The sequence below is a fragment of the Candidatus Babeliales bacterium genome (genome assembly GCA_035455925.1).
In the GTDB taxonomy this organism is placed as follows: domain Bacteria; phylum Babelota; class Babeliae; order Babelales; family Vermiphilaceae; genus SOIL31.
The window spans coordinates 16,197-35,271 of record DATIEE010000009.1; the positions used below are offsets into that span (position 1 = coordinate 16,197).

13 protein-coding genes and 1 tRNA gene are annotated in these 19,075 nt (G+C 34.6%); 9 read left to right on the forward strand and 5 right to left on the reverse strand.

All coding sequences use genetic code 11. The annotated features are described in order from the left end of the window. The first annotated feature begins 75 nt into the window (after nucleotides 1–75). The 7 genes from rpoB (at nucleotide 76) to VLB80_01890 (ending at nucleotide 12,903) form a co-directional block, all read left to right on the forward strand. Nucleotides 76–4,401, forward strand: a complete 4,326-nt coding sequence (gene rpoB, locus VLB80_01860) for a DNA-directed RNA polymerase subunit beta (protein ID HSC24942.1) — start codon at nucleotides 76–78, stop codon at nucleotides 4,399–4,401. Then, nucleotides 4,394–8,521 (forward strand): DNA-directed RNA polymerase subunit beta', encoded by a 4,128-nt coding sequence (gene rpoC, locus VLB80_01865; protein HSC24943.1) that lies wholly within the window; start codon nucleotides 4,394–4,396, stop codon nucleotides 8,519–8,521. Before rpoB ends, rpoC begins: the two co-directional genes overlap by 8 nt. Before the next feature lie 7 nt (nucleotides 8,522–8,528). Then, nucleotides 8,529–8,603: transfer RNA gene (locus VLB80_01870), tRNA-Val, on the forward strand. A gap of 57 nt (nucleotides 8,604–8,660) precedes the next feature. Next, on the forward strand, nucleotides 8,661–8,930 hold the full coding sequence (gene rpsO, locus VLB80_01875) for a 30S ribosomal protein S15 (GenBank protein HSC24944.1): 270 nt from the start codon (nucleotides 8,661–8,663) through the stop codon (nucleotides 8,928–8,930). A 77-nt stretch (nucleotides 8,931–9,007) separates the two neighbouring features. Then, nucleotides 9,008–11,089 carry a polyribonucleotide nucleotidyltransferase gene (gene pnp / locus VLB80_01880; GenBank protein HSC24945.1) on the forward strand — a complete coding sequence of 694 codons (2,082 nt, stop codon included), beginning with the start codon at nucleotides 9,008–9,010 and terminating at the stop codon, nucleotides 11,087–11,089. A 15-nt stretch (nucleotides 11,090–11,104) separates the two neighbouring features. Next, entirely contained in the window at nucleotides 11,105–11,929 is an 825-nt protein-coding gene (gene rph / locus VLB80_01885) for a ribonuclease PH (GenBank protein ID HSC24946.1), read from the forward strand. Between the two features lie 5 nt (nucleotides 11,930–11,934). Next, complete coding sequence (locus tag VLB80_01890; protein HSC24947.1) at nucleotides 11,935–12,903, forward strand: hypothetical protein; 969 nt, start codon at nucleotides 11,935–11,937, stop codon at nucleotides 12,901–12,903. A gap of 20 nt (nucleotides 12,904–12,923) precedes the next feature. Here the strand turns inward: VLB80_01890 and arfB are convergent, their stop codons facing one another. Both arfB and VLB80_01900 read right to left on the reverse strand, forming a co-directional pair. Then, a complete protein-coding gene (arfB, locus tag VLB80_01895; protein HSC24948.1) occupies nucleotides 12,924–13,355 on the reverse strand; it encodes an alternative ribosome rescue aminoacyl-tRNA hydrolase ArfB in 432 nt (143 codons plus the stop codon). 85 nt (nucleotides 13,356–13,440) lie between these two features. After that, nucleotides 13,441–14,721 (reverse strand): clostripain-related cysteine peptidase, encoded by a 1,281-nt coding sequence (locus tag VLB80_01900; protein HSC24949.1) that lies wholly within the window; start codon nucleotides 14,719–14,721, stop codon nucleotides 13,441–13,443. Between the two features lie 178 nt (nucleotides 14,722–14,899). Here VLB80_01900 and VLB80_01905 point away from each other — a divergent pair, with 178 nt between their 5' ends. Next, nucleotides 14,900–17,050, forward strand: a complete 2,151-nt coding sequence (locus tag VLB80_01905; GenBank protein HSC24950.1) for a hypothetical protein — start codon at nucleotides 14,900–14,902, stop codon at nucleotides 17,048–17,050. 148 nt (nucleotides 17,051–17,198) lie between these two features. Here the strand turns inward: VLB80_01905 and VLB80_01910 are convergent, their stop codons facing one another. The 3 genes from VLB80_01910 to VLB80_01920 form a co-directional block, all read right to left on the reverse strand. Further along, nucleotides 17,199–17,804 carry a hypothetical protein gene (locus VLB80_01910; protein ID HSC24951.1) on the reverse strand — a complete coding sequence of 202 codons (606 nt, stop codon included), beginning with the start codon at nucleotides 17,802–17,804 and terminating at the stop codon, nucleotides 17,199–17,201. Nucleotides 17,805–18,080: 276 nt separating this feature from the next. Then, on the reverse strand, nucleotides 18,081–18,413 hold the full coding sequence (locus tag VLB80_01915) for a hypothetical protein (GenBank protein HSC24952.1): 333 nt from the start codon (nucleotides 18,411–18,413) through the stop codon (nucleotides 18,081–18,083). Next, the gene (locus VLB80_01920) at nucleotides 18,406–18,732 is read right to left on the reverse strand and encodes a hypothetical protein (GenBank protein ID HSC24953.1); all 327 of its coding nucleotides are present in this window, start codon (nucleotides 18,730–18,732) and stop codon (nucleotides 18,406–18,408) included. Before VLB80_01920 ends, VLB80_01915 begins: the two co-directional genes overlap by 8 nt. A gap of 136 nt (nucleotides 18,733–18,868) precedes the next feature. Here VLB80_01920 and VLB80_01925 point away from each other — a divergent pair. Then, nucleotides 18,869–19,075 (forward strand): hypothetical protein (locus VLB80_01925; GenBank protein HSC24954.1); only part of this gene is annotated, 207 nt, incomplete at its 3' end.

Consider the following 19,075-nt stretch of genomic DNA (forward strand, 5'->3'; position numbering starts at 1 on the left):
TTTTTGTTTTGGCGGCGTAGTGGGGGATAAGGTTTGATTGGCCACATAGTTTGGCGTTAGTAAGGAGTGGTCTTAATGTCTAATGTACTTATAAGCAAGAGTACTCTTCGTAAGCAATATGGTAAAATAAAGGACGTTGTTCCGGTACCAAATTTAATTGAAATACAATCAACATCATTTAATGATTTTGTTCAGCTCGACTATTTACCGCATGAAAGAAAGCTTATTGGGCTTGAAAAAGTATTGCGGGATATTTTTCCTATTGAGTATGAAGATAAGCTCTCGCTCGAGTATGTTAGTTATGAATTGGGGCGTTGGGCTTGTACATGTGGAAAATTGATTGGTATTGAAAGTCGTTATCAGTGGCATTGTACTTCATGTAATAAGTCTGATTGCTCACGTTTGTCTAAAGATCAGTCATGTGTATTTTGTAAAGCAAAAACTGCTCGTTATATTACATGTTCTAATTGTTTAGTTCGTGCAACAGTTCATATGCCACTCTCTTTAGATGAATGTCGCACAAGTGGTCAAACTTTTTCGATGTCTTTAAAAATTAAAGTACAATTAATTAGTTGGACAACGAGTGCTGATGGCAATAAAATAGTTCGTGATATTAAAGAGCAGGACATTTTTTTTGCTGACTTGCCGGTTATGGCAGATTTTTTTGAAGAAGAAGGAAGATTTAAGCTTGGTAATTTAGGTTCATTTCTTATCAATGGCGTAGATCGTGTTGTCGTTAGTCAGTTGCACAGATCATCAGGGGTAGTCTTTTCACAAAGTAAAAAGCTTAAAGATTTTCGTGGTAGACCGTATTATCTGGCTCGTATAATACCAATGCGTGGATCTTGGATTGATTTTGAATCTGATAGTAATGACATTTTATACGTACGTATTGATAAGAAGAAAAAATTATACGTAACGACATTTTTACAGGCTCTTGGTTTCTCGCGAGATGAAATTATTCCTCTTTTTTATGAATTCGACATTGTTTCATTCAAGAAAGATCAATATTATCGTGCAATAGACGAAAATCTTATTGGTCAACGTATTGAAAAGGGAATGATTTCTGTTGAAGATGAAGATGATTTTGTTGGTCGTAGGGTAACAAAAGATTTGTTAGCCAAGTTTAAAATGATTGGCATTAAAGCGTTAACAATTAAGCCTGATAGTTTGGTTGGTCGAGTCTTTGCCAATGATGTTGTCGATTCAGCTACCGGTGAGGTTCTTATTGAGCAAGGCGAACTTTTTTCGGAAAATCATTTTAAGGTTTTAAAAAAGTTTGATGAAGTTCAATTTGAATTGATCAGATCAAATGGTTACGCGTTGCAACCAACTATTGCTTTAACTTTAGCGCAAGACAAGTGCAACACACAAGATGCTGCCTTAAAAGATCTGCATTCAAAGATATGGCCGGGCGATACTTCATCAATCAAAGAAGTTGAAGAGCGATTAAATAATTTGCTTTTTAATAATCGTTTTTATGATCTAACGCGTGTTGGACGTGTCCGTATGAATCGAAAATTAGCTCTATCGACACCAGAAGATCAATTAGCTTTGACAAAAGATGATATTGTTCAAACTATTCGTTATCTTGTAAATTTACGAGAACGCGGAGAGGGTGAGCTTGATGATATTGATCATTTGGGAAATCGACGTGTTAGGTTGGTTGGCGAACTCTTAAACAATCAGATGTATCTTGGATTTACGCGCATAGAAAGAATTGTTCGTGAGCGTTTTAGGATGCAAGAATCTCATGGTGCGTTGATGCCTCAAGATTTTCTTAACGTTAAACCTCTTAGTGCAGTTATTAGAGAGTTTTTTGGGCTTGGTCAACTTTCTCAATTTATGGATCAAACAAATCCAATGGCAGAGTTAGCACATAAGCGTCGTTTGTCTGCTCTCGGGCCAGGCGGTGTTTTAAAAGATCGTGCAACGTTTGAAATAAGAGATGTTCACTCATCTCATTATGGTCGAATTTGTCCAATTGAGACTCCAGAAGGCCAGACAGTTGGTCTAATTTCTTCCCTAGCTACTTATGCGATGGTAAATGATTTAGGGTTTATTGAGACAGCATATAGGCCTGTTGTCAATGGCAAGATTTTGAATGAAGTTGTCTTTTTAGATGCTTTTGAAGAGTCTGGTAATTACATTGCTCAGGCGGATGCAATTGATCCTGAAACGAACCAATTAAAAAAAGAAAAAATATTTGCACGACATGACGATAACTTATTGTATGTCGATGCAGAAAAGATTACATATATAGATTTGTCCCCAAAGCAGCTAGTTTCTGTTTCTGCTGCATTAGTACCATTTCTTGATCATGATGATGCCGTTCGTGCACTTATGGGTGCGAATATGCAACGCCAAGCTGTTCCATTAATTACGACAAAAGCACCAATCGTTGGTACTGGTATGGAGCAGGAAATTGTTAAATCATCAGGTGCTTTAATTTTAGCAAAACGAAGTGGTGTTGTTGAATATATTTCTTCTGATAAAATCATTGTTCGTATTGATGAAAGTGAGTGCTTTAATACTGAAGATTGGGTAACGCATGGTATTGATACATATCATTTAAAAAAATTCCAGCGTTCCAGCTATAGTACGTGGATTCATCATGCACCAATTGTTCGTTGTGGTGAAGTGGTGAAGGCAGGAGATGTTCTGACCAATGGAGCTTCAATTTCTGATGGTGAATTAGCTTTAGGAAAGAATTTTTCTGTGGCATTTATGTTGTGGCATGGTTACAACTTTGAGGATGCTATTGTATTAAATAAGCGTCTTGTTAGTGATAATGAGCTTACTTCTGTGCATATTGATGAATATATTGTTGACGCACGCGATACAAAGCTTGGGCCTGAAGAATTAACACGTGATTTACCTAACGTAAGCGAATCAGCATTAGAAAGTTTGGATGAGGATGGTATTGTTCGTGTTGGTACGCGGGTTAAGCCAGGTAATATTCTTGTAGGTAAAGTAACATTAAAAGGTGATATTCAGTATTCTCCGGAAGAAAAATTATTACGTGCTATTTTTGGAGAAAAATCGCGTGAAGTAAGAGATACTTCATTGCGTGTTCCACCAGGAATAGAAGGAACCGTTATTGATGTGAAAATATTTTCAAGAAGTGGTGTGCGAAAAGATGCTCGTTATAAGCAAGAAGTAGCAAAACATATTGAAAAATTAGAAGCGAATAATACTCATCATACTATTTTCTTGCAAAAAATGATCATGGACAAGGCATGCAGAATTATTCATGATCACGTGCCCGCATCAACTGATGGCAAAAAAGGCGTTCGTGCAGGTAAATTTAATAAAGAAGAGCTAAAAAATATCTCCTTTGATGAACTTTTTAAATTAAAATTGAAAGACAAGTCTGTACAAGAAGAGCTAAAACGATTAAAAGATTCTTATGAGAATCAACTTCGTATTTTAGAAGGACTTAAAGAAGATCGTATTAATCATTTTAAAAAAGGTGATGTTCTGCCATCTGGCGTTATTAAAATGGTTAAAGTCTACATTGCAATGAAGCGTCATATTTCGGTTGGAGATAAGGTTGCTGGGCGTCACGGTAATAAAGGTATAGTTTCAGCAATCGTTCCACGAGAAGATATGCCATATCTTGATGATGGTACACCTGTTGATATTGTGCTTAATCCATTAGGTATTCCATCTCGTATGAATGTTGGTCAAATTTTAGAAACTATTTTAGGTCTTGCGGGTAAAGAGCTTGGTAATAAAGTACAGCAGCTTTTAGAAGTTGATGGCTATGATGCTGTAAAAAAACATTTGATTTACTGTTTTGGTGAAGATGTCATAGCTGATTATGAAATCAATTATGGCAAAGAAGGTATCATGACGCTTGCACGTAAAACAGCTGAAGATGGTGTTCATTTTAAAACACCGGTATTTGACGGTGCTAGATTAGAAAAAGATATTGTACCGATATTAAAAGATCTTAATCTGCCGACTTCCGGATCGTTCATGGTTCGAAATGGTAGAACAGGAGAATATTTCCAGCAACCTGTTACCATTGGCAATATTTATATCATGAAACTAAATCATATGGTTGATGATAAGTTGCATGCACGTTCTGTCGGGCCTTATTCTCTTGTAACTCAGCAGCCTTTGGGTGGTAAAGCGCAACAAGGTGGACAACGCCTTGGAGAAATGGAAGTATGGGCTATGGAAGCGTATGGAGCGGCATATGCTTTACAAGAAATGTTAACCATTAAATCTGATGATGTAACGGGACGGCATAAAGCATATCAAGCTATAATTGCAGGTGATGATTTACCAGACTCAGGTGTTCCAGAGTCATTTAATGTGCTTATCAAAGAACTTCAGAGCCTAAATCTACAAGTAGATTTACTCAAATTTGGCAAGGAGAATGTTAGTGAGTAATCAAATGCTAGAGCGTTTTAAAGAATATATAAACGTTACGCAATTTAATGTTATTAAAATTAGTCTTGCTTCTCCAAAAAAAATTCGTTCGCTATCATATGGTGAAGTAAAAAAAATTGAAACGATCAACTATAGAACATTAAAGCCCGAACGAGATGGTTTATTTTGCGCCCGTATTTTTGGCCCAGTAAAAGATTGGGAATGCAATTGCGGAAAATATAAACGTATGAAGCATCGGGGCATTACCTGCGAAAAATGTGGCGTTGAAGTTATTCAATCACGTGTTCGTCGTGAAAGAATGGGGCATATTCAACTTGTTGCGCCGGTTTGTCATATATGGTATTTGAAAGGAATTCCAAGTTATCTTGGGTTAGTTCTTGATATGCCAGTCAAAGATTTGGAACGTGTCATTTACTTTGATATGTATATGGTTATTAGGCAAGGTAAGTCTCCTTATCCTGCAAAAACATTGTTGACTTCAGTTGAATATGAAAATTACGTTATGCAGCGCTCTGATGATACAGAATTCATGACCGAAATAGGTGCAGAAGCCATTCGTCTTATTTTAAGCTTTATGGATTTAAAGATTGAACTTGAAAAACTTCAGGCCGATTATATTCATACAAGTTCTGTTGCGGTACGTCATAAATTAACTCGACGTATAAAAGTGATAACAGGTCTTGTTCATGGTGGGATTAGTCCTGACTGGATGGTGATTTCTATATTACCAGTTCTTCCACCTGATTTGCGTCCATTGGTTCCTCTTGAGGGTGGTCGTTTTGCAAGTTCTGATTTAAATGAATTATATCGCCGTGTTTTGAATAGAAATATTCGTTTACAAAGGCTTATTGAAATTGATGCGCCTGGTGTTATCATCAAAAATGAAAAGCGTATGTTGCAGGAGTCAGTGGATGCGCTTATTGATAATGGTAGAAGAGGTCAAGCCGTTCGTGGTTCTAATAAGCGTCCATTAAAATCATTAAGTGAAATGCTTCGTGGTAAACAGGGTCGTTTTAGACAGAATCTTCTTGGTCGTCGTGTTGATTATTCTGGTCGATCAGTTATCGTCGTAGATCCAGAATTACGTATGGACCAATGCGGTATACCTAAAAATATGGCCTTAGAGCTTTTTAAACCATATATTTATGCAGGATTAATTGAACGAGAATTGGCATCTAATATGCGAGTTGCTCGTCGTATGGTTGAAGAATTGAGTCCAGAAGTTTGGGATGTTTTAGAAGAAATAGTATTCAATAGACCCGTATTGCTTAATCGTGCACCAACATTACATCGCTTGGGGATCCAAGCTTTTTATCCTATATTAGTTGATGGTAAAGCGATTAAAATTCATCCTCTTGTTTGTTCTGCATTTAACGCTGATTTTGATGGCGATCAAATGGCGGTACATTTACCTTTAAGTAAAAAATCTCAATTGGAAAGTGATCGTTTAATTTTATCTACAAATAATATTCTTTCTCCCTCTAATGGTCGTCCAGTAACTGTTCCTTCTCAGGATATGGTTCTTGGTCTTCATTTTATGACTAAAATTCGTAAAGGGTCGCGTGGTGAAGGGATAGTATTTTCAAATGTTGCGGAAGTTATTACAGCGTTTCAATGTAATAGTGTTGAACTTCATGCAGTAATAAAAGTCCGTTTGTCTACTAATGAAATTGTAGAAACTACTGTTGGACGTGTTTTAGTGTATGAATCATTACCGGAAGGTTTTGCGTTTCATCTAATTAATAAAATATTAAAACGTAGTGATTTAGGTAAGTTGGTAGAACAAGTTTATTACCAATTTGGTAAGGATGCTACAGTATTATTTTTAGATAGAATTAAGCATCTTGGTTTTTATTATGCTACTATTTCTGGTATTTCAATTTCTATTGAAGATCTTATTGTTCCAGCAGAAAAAGATTCTATTGTCCATAAGGCTGAAAAAGAAGTTGAAAAAATTGAATCACTATATATGGATGGTATTATTACGAATGGCGAGCGTTATAATAAGGTTGTTGGTATTTGGAGAGATTCAACGGCAGCTGTTGCGCAAACTATGTATAATGAGCTTGATATAGCAGATAAAAAAGTTTTTGCTAATGAAGATCGTCATAATAAACCATTTAGTCCTGTATTTATGATGTTGGAATCTGGAGCTCGTGGTACAAAAGATCAAGTTAAGCAGCTTGTTGGTATGCGTGGATTGATGTCAAAGCCAACTGGTGAGATTATCGAAATACCAGTTAAATCTAATTTTAAACAAGGCTTAAGCGTTTTTGAATACTTTATTTCAACAAATGGTGCGCGTAAAGGACAATCTGATACAGCACTTAAAACAGCAAGTTCTGGTTATTTAACTCGACGATTAGTTGATGTTGCTCAAGATGTTGTTGTAACAATTTATGATTGTAATACTCTTGGTTATTTAGAAATTGTAGACCTAAAAGATGCAGGTGATACAGTTTATCCGATTGGTAAACGTGTGTTTGGGCGTGTTCTTGCAGCGGATGTTAAAGATCCTGTTACAGGAGAACTTCTTATAAGCTGTGGAGAGGTTGTAACCCGTGAATTAATGGAAAAACTGGATAATTCTGCAGTATTTAAAGTTTTTGTACGATCAGTTCTTTCTTGTCAGGCAAAACGTGGTGTTTGTGCTTTATGTTATGGCTATGATTTGTCAAAAAGTAGAATTGCTGATGAAGGAACAACAGTTGGGATTATTGCAGCGCAGTCAATTGGTGAACCAGGTACTCAGCTTACTATGAGAACTTTTCATATAGGTGGTTTGGCGAGTGGTCTTACAGAACAACCTTTTGTTAATGCAAAATATAATGGGACTGTTGAATGGCAGGGGATACGTGTCGTAATTAATCCACAAGGTCAAATGGTTGTTATGAGCAGGAAAGCTCGAATTCTTATTGTTGCCCCAGATGGACGTGAATTACAGAATCATGTTTTAGAATATGGTTCTATTATATATGTTAAAGATAAACAAGATGTTGCAGAGGGTACTAAGCTTGCAGATTGGGATGCATACAATAAAGTTCTAATGACTGAAAAAGCTGGAACAGTGGTATATCTTGACCTTATAAAAAATATCACGATACATGAGCGGTTTGATGAAGCAACGGGTAAATCAAGAATTATTGTTATGAGAACGCGTGGCGAACAATACCAGCCCGCTATTAGTATTGTTGATGATAAAGGTGAAGAATTAACGCAATATTTTCTTCCAGAAGGATCATACGTCAACGTTGTAGAAAAACAACGTGTTGATATTGGCGATGTGCTTGTTAAAATGCCTCGTGAAGTTGCGAAATCAAAAGATATTACAACGGGAGGTTTACCTCGTATTGCAGAACTTTTTGAAGCACGAATTCCAAAAGATGCAGCTATTTTGTCGGACGTAGATGGAGAAGTTGTCATCGGCGGATTGCATCGTGGCTTTAGAAAAGTTAGCGTTGTGACGGGTGCAGATCGTCATGAATATTTAGTTCCGCGTGGTAAACAGTTGAATGTGGTTGATGGTGAGCATGTAAGCGCTGGAGATCCGTTAACTGCAGGCGCTCCTGTATTACATGATATTTTACGTATTTTGGGAATTGAAAAAGTTCAAGATTATCTTGTTCGTGAAATTCAAAAAATCTATGAATCACAAGATGTTGATATTAACAATCGACATTTTGAGGTAATTGTTCGCCAAATGTTACGAAAGATACGTATTGTTGATGGTGGAGAAAGTGATTTTCTTATTGGAGATCGTGTCGATTATATCCATTGTCAAACAGTTAACGCTGCATTACGGGCTCAAGGAAAACGTCCCGCAGTAGGTAAAACAATGTTAATGGGTCTTACTCAAGCCTCACTTGATACGGAAAGTTTTATTTCTGCAGCATCATTTCAGGAAACAACAAGAATTTTAACTGAAGCAGCAATGTGTGGACAAGTTGATCATTTGTTTGGTTTAAAAGAAAATGTGATTGTAGGAAAACTAATTCCTGCAGGAACAGGCGTTAAATCATTTAGAAAAAGATATTTGGGTGATGATCTTTCTGATCTTGAGCTACAAGCTCAAGAGGGAGAGCGTCGTGAAAGTAGTTCTTATTCATCATCTTTAGAGTAAAGATAGTAGGCGCGTAGCTCAGGGGCAGAGCATTGCTTTGACGTAGCAAGGGTCAGCGGTTCAATTCCGCTCGCGCCTACCAATAAATTGTGTTATACTACAAAACAGTAAGAGTTTTATACATAAGCAGGAGTTGTCCATGGCGATAACAAAAGAAGAAAAACAGAATATTTTTAGTGAATTTGGCAAAGGATCTCAGGACACGGGTTCTTCACAAGTTCAAGTTGTTTTGTTGACCAAAAATATTATTAAGTTAACTGAGCATTGTCAGAGAAATCCAAAAGATTTTAGTACACGACGAGGATTATTGCAAATGGTTTGTAATCGACGTAGTTTTCTGAAGTATTTGCAAAAAACTGATGTAGATAAGTATAAAGAGCTAATTGCAAAGCTTGGTTTACGCAAATAAATTATTATGTAAATAAGGATTTTTTTGTAATTCATGTAATAAGATATTTTGCACAATAAAATTATAGGTTTCATAGAATGGTACGAACGTTTAAAAATGAAGAATTCGGTTTTGAGGTAGAGATTGGCAAAGTTGCCCGTCAAGCAGATGGTGCATTATTATTGAAACAGGGTGGAACGGTTATTCTAGCGACTGCAACATCGGCACCATCTAAAGAGTTTCCTGGTTTTTTGCCATTAACAATCGAATATCGTGAACAGTATTCAGCAGCGGGAAAAATTCCTGGTGGATATTTTAAAAGGGAAGGCAAGCTTTCTGATCGTGAAATTTTGACAAGTCGCCTCATTGATCGTGCCATTCGTCCACTATTTCCTTATAATTATTTTGATCAACTTCAAGTATTAACAACTGTATATTCAGTTGATAAAGAACATACTCCTAATACTATTTCTTTATTGGCTGCTTCCTTAGCTTTGTCAATTTCAAAAATTCCTTTTATGGGACCTATCGGCGTAATTGAGGTTGGTAGAATCGATGGTCAATGGATATTTAATCCTTCGTATCCAGAACAACTTAAATCAGATATGCGTATTGTTGTTGCGGGAACAGAAGAAGGTATCATTATGGTTGAAGGTTCAACCAATGAGCTTCTTGAAAAAGATTTTGTTGATATTATGTTTCAAGCGCATGAAAAAATTAAAAAATTAATTGAATGGCAAAAAGAGATTCAAGCGGCGCTTGAGTTTGAGCAACCAGTTCTTGAAGATACATATGGTTTTGATGTCTGGAAAGCAGAAATTAGCAAGTTTCTTACCGATGATCGTGTCGAGCGTATGTATATTGAAAATAAAAAAGAAAGATATACATATCTTGATGATCTAAAAGATGAATTTGCAACACAATATCAAGAAAAAATTGAATCAACCAAGGTTCCCTCCTCTGTTATTGATTATATTATCAATGCAGAGTTACAAGAAAAATTAAGTAGTTTAATTTTTAAATTTAATAAACGAGTTGATGGCCGCCGATTTGATACAGTACGTCCTATAGCCGTAGAGGTCGGATTGTTACCATTTACTCATGGTTCAGCTTTGTTTACTCGCGGTTGTACACAGGCGTTAGCAAGTGTAACTCTTGGTAGTGGCCAAGATGAACAACGTATTGATACATTGATGGGTGAAGAAGCTGGAGATGGAGCATTTATGCTTCATTATAATTTTCCTCCTTTTGCTAGCGGTGAAGTAAAACCAATGCGTGGAACAAGTAGACGTGAAACAGGTCATGGGTATCTCGCTCGTTCATCTTTTGAATTTTTACGTCCAACTACACAAGAATTTCCTTATACGATTCGTGTTGTTGTTGATATTTTAGAGTCTGATGGTTCTTCTTCTATGGCAACGGCATGTGTTACAACAATGGCATTAATGCAAGCTGGTGTTCCTATTAAAAAAATGGTTGCCGGTGTTGCAATGGGCCTGTTGGAAAAATCATCTGGATCATTTGCAACGTTGACTGATATTTCTGCTTTTGAGGATGCATTTGGATTAATGGATTTTAAAATTATCGGCACAGATGCTGGTATTACTGCAATTCAAATGGATGTTAAACATAAAGGTGGATTGTCTCGTAAAGTTTTTGAAGATGCACTTGAGCAAGCCCGTATTGGTCGTTTACACATACTTGGTGAAATGCGTAAAGTGATGACTGCTCCTAGCGAAACGTTATCTTATTTAGTTCCAAAAGTAATTACATTAACTATTCCTACTGACAAGATTGGTGCGATTATTGGTTCAGGTGGTAAGACTATTCGTGAAATCACTGAAACAACCGGTACTTCGATTGATATTGAACCAGATGGATTAGTTAAAATTTTTGGCGGACCTGAAGCTAAGATTGATCTTGCCGTTAAATGGGTTAAAACATTGGCAGGTCAAATAGATAAAGGTGCAATTTTTGATGGTAAGGTAAGACGTATTGTTGATTTTGGTATGTTTATTGAACTTGTACCAGGACTTGATGGCCTTGTTCACGTATCTAATATGCCGCGTGATTTACAAAGAACATTTATGCAAACTATAAAATTAAACGATACTGTAAAAGTTGAAGTTTTAGATCATGACGAAGTCACTGGTCGTACAAGTTTGAAGATGTTATCATAGAGTGAGTTTTGTCTTATGAATACTGAAAAAATAGTTAGAAATGATGGACGGGCACCGAATCAATTGAGATCGGTGTCATTTTCTTATGATATTTATGAATTTGCACCAGGATCATTGCTGTTTCAAATGGGGAAAACTAAAATTTTGTGTGCTGTTTCATTACAAAACGGTGTACCGCAATTTTTGCGGGGAAAAGGTACCGGTTGGCTAACTGCGGAATACGCATTACTTCCGACATCAACAGTAACCCGTACGCAACGAGAAAGTACTCTTGCGCGTAAGGATGGTAGATCTATTGAAATAGCACGTTTTATTGGTAGATGTTTTCGTTCTATTATTGATCTATCTGCTATTGGTGAACGAACAATTACTATTGATTGCGATGTATTGCAAGCTGATGGAGGAACACGTACAGCGGCTATTACGGGTTCATTTTTAGCATTAAAAATGGCTCAAGATAGATGGTTACGTTCACGCACAATTAATCAATCCATTATTACAGAAAGCATCGCAGCGATTTCAGTTGGTGTGGTTAATGACAATGTATTGCTTGATTTAAATTATGAAGAAGATAGTAAGGCGAATGCAGATTTTAATTTTGTTATTACTCAGTCAAATAAAATTGTTGAAATGCAAGGTGGCGCTGAAAGTTCACCAATCTCATGGAACACTTTTGAAGATGTACGTTGTATGGCAAATTATGGTGCACAACAGTTATTTGCTTTATACGAATTGAAAAGTCATAATCAGCAGGAAATGACCCTAGCAGATGGATCTCATAAATCATCGGAACGCATTCCTTTATTTAGTTTAAAAAATCGACAGAAATCATCACAGTAGGCATTATGCTTTTACGCATTTTTCTTGAATATATTAGAAAAACAAAAAAACTGCCGCAAGGACATGTGTTTTGTTTTTTTGGACGTGAATATCCTTCACTTTTTTTTTATTATATTGTTTTATTTTTTAAAAAAAATAATATACATATTGAGCATCTTAGTTGTGGAGGGGGCGATATTGCACGAATTAAAGCACTGCTTGCTACTATGAGCTTTACTGGAATGATCACGTATTTTCTTGAAGATTTTCATATTCTTACTACAAAAAAACAGCAGGAATTGCTTGAGTATATGACTTCATATACTGGGCCACATTGCTTATTATTGTTTTCTACTAATACATTGAATGAGTTAAGGTCATCGCAATTTTCTACTTCAGTGATGAATAATATTGCTTTACCTGAAACAATAGCGTCAAGAGATCTTTCTTTGGTACGTTTTTTAGTTAGTGATTTGATTCAAGATAAAACTGTATTTGCCTTACAGCTAGCACAAGTAATTGATACTATGTCTTTAGATAGTGCATGCTTATTTGCATACTATGAATTGGTTCTAGGTAGTAATGTAGAAGATTTTTTTTCGCGATGGTTAATGTATATTGCTACGCCAACAAGCTCTTTATTTGTGCTCAGTCAATATTTTTTTAATAAAAAAGTTCAACTTTTTTTTCGACAATGGGCTATTATTTCACCATTGTATGCGCCGCAATTTTGGGTAACTTTTTGGGCAGATCAAGTGTGGAGAGCATATGTTTTTTGTGATGTAATGAAACAAAAAAATTATGTTGATGCCAAAAAAGCTCAGTATAAATTACCGTTTTCATTTATTAATCGTGATTGGTCATCTTATTCTCTTGTTGAGCTATGTAATGCTCATGACTTTTTGACAATTATGGACTTTCGATTGAAAAATGGTGGTTCTGAAATCGGATTAGAGCATTTCTATATTAGATTTTTTGGAAATGCGTTTAAATAACTACTGTAGTAGAGCATAAGTTAATCATATTTGAGCTGCTTATTTCGCATGTGTTTAATGGTGCTGCGATGTGCCTTACTTTTTAAACGCGATTCTTTTAAAGCTTTGGATATTTTTGTAGCAACTCGTTTTTTTGGTATATGTAGTGCATTGCGTATAACCGTAGCCAGGTTATTGAGAGCATTTTTTTTGTTTTGATGTTGGCTGCGTGATTCACTGTTATGTATAATAATATCACCTTCATTGGTAATATGTGTTTTTAGTCTTTCTAACACATAGCTTTTTTGCTCTTCGGTTAATGCCGTTGTAGTTTTAATATTCCATCGCACAGTAATACGTGTATCAGTTTTATTAACATGTTGCCCACCAGCACCACTGGATCTGCTGGTAGTAATTTCCAGTTCATGATCAGGAATGGTAATGCCATTTTTAATGTACAAGTCATTTTTCATATGTAATAATTATTCTTTTGTTTTACGGTGTCTGGTTAAATAATTTCTTTCAATATTATCATTGTAGCTTGTCTAACGATAGTGATTATAGTAAAAATTGTTCCAAAAATTGTACCCAATATGATTCTTGTGCAAATGGTGCGGTTAAATATGATGTATTAATAGCAAATTGCGGAAAATAAATAGAACACCCCTGTGCGTGTGTTGAAGCTGAACCATTACATTTGGCAACTATCATATGGGACATTATAGTAAGGCCATCATGTAATAATTTTTTGAATGTACTATTAAATTCTGATTTTTTATCGGTACTTTCATATTTATCAAATAGAGAGAGCAGCGTGCTATACCATTGTTGAAGATCACAATACATGGGTGCATCACAAAATGTCTTGCATTGCATACGCAATTGCATAAGAACGGATTTTACCTGATCGTTATGTATGAGCATCTGCATGAGCATAGTGGATATTGCGTTAATATTATGTTTTAATATTTCCGCATAGTGCGTGTCTATCACCGATAATGTATATGTATCTTGTTCAGTATACGTTTGGTAATATTCATGAAATGAAGTTACTATATGCATTACCATTTCCTCTATTGTAACACCTGTCGTATCGTTAATTATCTGTAATACTTTATCATATGGCCAACCGTCCACCATTTCACATTCTTGAGATCCAATCAGATAATCAGTATAATTACGCAATTGGTATGCATGTTCAAACATTGCACCTTTACATAAGTCCATACCACAAAAGGCCAATTTATTACCGTTAAGAAGTTTATTACATATGCTATCAAATGCGTAGACCATATCCTTATTTGATAAAAATGTACGGTTATTAGTTACACACATTCCTCGGTGATATATATGTTTATTAGAAAGAGAACGTTTTAGTGAACAATTAGTAGTATAGGGACCATCGTATGGCACAAACCAATCATTAGTTTCTTCATTATATACTGGATTTAAAATACCATATCCATGATTCCAAAGAATAAGACCATAATGCAACGCGGGGCCTGATTTGATTGCGATAGTCATGACATTAATAAGCGTTTCTGCTACAGAATAATCACAAGCTAATTCACTTATTTTATGAATGTTATTTTTGGTGATATGATACAACCATCCTACATTGCCATGTGTATGTAAAAATACAAACACATGTGCATTTTTAGGTGTATTATGCATTATTTCATTAAGGTTTTTGAATGCAGCCTGATAAAGATGCCCTGCAGATGCTTCCATATAGATAACAATATTCCACGGTAAGATAGTTATAGGTAGTGATTGAGATTGTATAAAAGATATTGATATAAAAAATAATAAGTACAAAGTTTTTTTTAAAGTTATCATTAATATCTCTTTTTCTTTTATTTTTTTATTGCATCGAATATATATTATTAATAATGATAAAATAATTGTTATAAATGTTCATAGATTTTTATTTTTTTACAATGGTTGCTTTTTTTGTATGCAAAAAAATAACATAAAGTAGAGTTAAATAATCATTATTAAAAAAAGGACACCTTTCATGCAACACTTATTAATATCTCGCGCGTGCTCATTTCTTTTATCCTTCATGCTTCTTGTTGGGCCATTACCACTTTCGGCAGTAGCACAAAACATTATGCACACTATTTCAGAATTTGAAAAAAATAAAATTAAGGAAGAATCAGAGAATCATTATATTTATCTTGGGGAAGATTTAAGCAATATTGGAGCTGTTATTTCTACCATAAGTGATCTTGATCAAGATCCTAATTCTCCTGTTCACGAGTTAAAAAAGCATCTTGATGAAGGATTTATAATTGGCCATTTTAATGCAGTTGCTGAAAGCATTGAGCATGCACAATTGGTTCTACAGAAACAATATAATTCTTTAGATAAACAATACGCAGATGATATGCTTGATCAGCTTAATATAATAACTAAGAAGCTTTCTAATGGCTCACTTATTGTCAATTCAACAACAGTATCTCGCGCCGAAAATCTAGCAACAACTGTTATAAAAAAACATTTTCATGTACAAGGTAAAACTACCCTTGATAATGATGTAAAGGTAAAACATGACGTTCACATTCTCGGACATTTAAAAGTGGACAAATCTGCTAATTTTAATGATGATGTTAAAATTAAAGGTAATTTATCAGTTGCTGATTTGACCGTAGAAAGTTGTATTGATAATTTATGTGTTAATAGTTTATCTGTTACTGATGCATTCATAACAAATTCATCAATTGAAAATTTAACAATATCAGGAACAATTCTTGATGCAATAATAGAAAATGCTTCTATCGGTACTGCATCCATCGATGACGCAATTGTACAAAATCTCACTGTTGGCAATTGTATGACCAATTTATGCGTTAATAATTTATCAGTTACTGATGAATCAGTTAGTGGTACATTATCTGTTAATAATGGTGTCATAGAAAATTTGATCATATCAGGCAGCCCTACTGTAATCAGCTCGTTTACATCTGCAGGTGTTGTACATAATGATGCAATAGGTGTATTATCGAGTTCTCTTATTGTTGATGCCGATATCGACAATGCAACAATTAGTAATACAAAATTAGCTACTGTTTCTAGTTCTAATATTGCAAACAACATTGTAACGCGTGATATATCAGGTGATTTTTCAGCAGGAATTATTACTGCTAATCTAATTGGTAATGCAACTACAGCAACAACAGCTGTCAATTTTACGGGTTCGTTAGCTGGTGATGTAACTGGTACACAAGGCGCAACTGTTGTAAGTACTGTTGGCGGAGAAACGGCTGCTAATATTGCTGCTGGCGCTGTTCTTGCTAATGCTGCTACAAATCTTAATACTGCAAACACTATTGTTAAACGTGATGGTTCTGGTGACTTTGCTGCAGGAACTATTACTGCTAATTTAGTTGGTAACGCAACTACAGCAACAACAGCTGTCAATTTTACGGGTTCATTAGCTGGTGATGTAACTGGTACACAAGGCGCAACTGTTGTAAGCACTGTTGGCGGAGAAACGGCTGTAAATATTGCTGCTGGCGCTGTCCTTGCTAATGCTGCTACAAATCTTAACACTGCAAACACTATTGTTAAACGTGATGGTTCTGGCGACTTTGCTGCAGGAACTATTACTGCTAATTTAATTGGTAGTTCTTCATTAAACGTGCTTAAAAGCGGTGACACTATGACTGGCACGCTTATTATGCCTGCTGGTGCAACTGCAACTCCATCAATTCAATTTACAGGAAGCACAAATACTGGGCTGTCAGCTCCGGTAGCTAACACACTTTCATTTGATGTTAATGGCACTGAACAAGTAGCAATAAATACAACAAATATTACCATAACACCACAAATGCTTCTATTAAATCCATGGTGCAACCAAGCAATACAGGTAGCTACTCCTTTAGATTTGTCAACAGTAACTGCAAACCCAACAACATCAATATTACTTCTAAAGCCAGCAGGAACCTTGCCCATAACTGTTACCGTTCAATTCCCTGCTGCACCAACTAATGGTCAATATTTCTCTGTTGTTTTGGGATCAAATCTTGCTCTTACTGCAATTAATGATGGTAATGGAGCACTAATTGCTAACGGACTTACCGCGTTTGCATTTGGAGTTGGTTTTTCATCAAGTACTTATGTTTATTATGCTACAGATAATACATGGTACCGATGTGGTTAATCATTTCTAATTAATCAACAATATTTACGTAACAAAAGAAGAATCGTCTGCAGATACGCAGGCGATTCTTCTTTTTAACTATTATCATGAGTAAATTAAAATACAATCAAAAATACCAATAATAATGACTCAAAAACAACGTAATAATTTAAAATAAAAACGAACTAATTTTTAATGCGGATATTATTGCGCAACATACGATAGCTAATGTTTTGGCTAAAGCATCATATGGCATTTCAATCAAAAGACTATATTGATTATCTTTTTCTAATGTGACTTTTTCGTTATCAATACTCGTAACTGTATATACTGATAATTTTTTATTAATCGTATTACTAGAGCACATAAATACTTTCTTGTTTGTATCAAAACTAGATAAAATTGAATCATATAATTTATCTGATAAAGTATCTTTTTTTATACATAATAAATTTTCTTGCGAAAGCAAAGTTTCTTTTTTATCATTATATTTCTTATCAATAGTCATCACGCCTTTATTATCAAAACTGCAATCTTTAGCTTGAATATAAGTACCATCTGAATAATGACAGTCTTTATTAATAATAGTAATTCCATGCGCAGGTATCAAATCACCATTCTTCAAAATATGTTTTAAAGATTTATCAGACTTTTGTGTGTAAAAACTAATAATATTATCACCTATAATTGGATTCTTAGATATGTTTTCTGCTGCACTAGCTATCCCGCATATAGCAACGCTAAGTACTATTATTTTTCCCATTTGAATAGCCATAAAACATAATTCCCTATAAATTAATAATTTAACTTTTATCATAAAATATTATAAACAATATTATGTTTTAGTCAATTCAATTTAACACTTCTAGCGCCTCTTTGCATGTTTTATATATTCTTGTTCAAGATTATAAAGGCTAATGCATTGATAGGCATGATCAAATATTTCTATGTGATCTTTACGTAACCGATATTTTATGAATTTTGTTATTTTGTTCTCGTATTTTTTCATATTAACAATTAAATGCTGGATTTTTTAAGACTAAAAAAAGGACTATTTTTTTGCTGCAATAGTAAGAAAATTAGACCATTGCTTCTCATCTGTGCATATAAATTTTATAAGTTCTGTATCCAATATATAACAGCATTCGCTTATTTGAGAAAATGCCTGATGTAGATTAATCAATATAGGTATAATTTTATCTGCGTTTGTCAAAGGAAGAAGGGTAAATTTATGCAATAATTCATCAATGTTATGTTGAATTAATAATAAATGTTCATAATTACTTTTAATTATATTTACATCTTCCAAGGACAATACTTTATTATTCACTTGTTGATTAAGACGAATAAGAGTCTGAGTAATTTTATGTATTTGTTCAATCATGTGGTATCCTATTTAAAAGAGTTTTTTCTTTGTAAAAATCAATAGATAGTTTTATGGCATCGCTTATGCGATCTATATATCCAGCGTAATTATTTAAATTCATGTGTAAAAAACAGAGCTGTTCCATTATCTTGTTGAAGCTAGTAATAGTAGTATTTTCTAATAAATTTATTAATTTGTCTGATTCTTGGTCGAGGCGGTCTAAATCATTAATGATTTGATATTTCTTTTCAAAATATTTATCTGATATTATGTGTTCATCAACGCATTTATTTAAAGTTTCGAGCACAGCTAAGGTTTTTTTTAATTCATTTTTCATTATTTTATCTCATAATAGATTTGATAGTACGGCCTGATTTTATAGTGATTCTTGTTTTTGTTGCATTAGGAGTTCCGTCTAAATTGTAAACACCAAAAGCATTAAACCTTTTATTAACGTTTTTATAACTTTTCCTTTGCTAGTTAGACCGATAGTAGAAATAGTAAAGGTCGGACTAACAATTGGTGGTACATTTTTAGCTGCGCATTGCGCTACCAAAATAGCAAAAAGCACGAAAAATCAATCTCCCAATAATGGACAAAAATGTTTAGATAATTCTCTATCAAGTAAAGGAAACTCAGAACAACGAGTTGCCATTGAAGGTGATAATTTTGTTATTTTA

What these genes read in the sequence shown, in the direction of transcription:
- rpoB (HSC24942.1), top strand. Translation starts at nt 76, where the DNA reads ATGTCTAATGTACTTATAAGCAAGAGTACTCTTCGTAAGCAATATGGT.
- rpsO (HSC24944.1), top strand. Translation starts at nt 8,661, where the DNA reads ATGGCGATAACAAAAGAAGAAAAACAGAATATTTTTAGTGAATTTGGC.
- pnp (HSC24945.1), top strand. Translation starts at nt 9,008, where the DNA reads ATGGTACGAACGTTTAAAAATGAAGAATTCGGTTTTGAGGTAGAGATT.
- rph (HSC24946.1), top strand. Translation starts at nt 11,105, where the DNA reads ATGAATACTGAAAAAATAGTTAGAAATGATGGACGGGCACCGAATCAA.
- VLB80_01890 (HSC24947.1), top strand. Translation starts at nt 11,935, where the DNA reads ATGCTTTTACGCATTTTTCTTGAATATATTAGAAAAACAAAAAAACTG.
- arfB (HSC24948.1), bottom strand. Translation starts at nt 13,355, where the DNA reads ATGAAAAATGACTTGTACATTAAAAATGGCATTACCATTCCTGATCAT.
- VLB80_01900 (HSC24949.1), bottom strand. Translation starts at nt 14,721, where the DNA reads ATGATAACTTTAAAAAAAACTTTGTACTTATTATTTTTTATATCAATA.
- VLB80_01905 (HSC24950.1), top strand. Translation starts at nt 14,900, where the DNA reads ATGCAACACTTATTAATATCTCGCGCGTGCTCATTTCTTTTATCCTTC.
- VLB80_01910 (HSC24951.1), bottom strand. Translation starts at nt 17,804, where the DNA reads ATGGCTATTCAAATGGGAAAAATAATAGTACTTAGCGTTGCTATATGC.
- VLB80_01915 (HSC24952.1), bottom strand. Translation starts at nt 18,413, where the DNA reads ATGATTGAACAAATACATAAAATTACTCAGACTCTTATTCGTCTTAAT.
- VLB80_01920 (HSC24953.1), bottom strand. Translation starts at nt 18,732, where the DNA reads ATGAAAAATGAATTAAAAAAAACCTTAGCTGTGCTCGAAACTTTAAAT.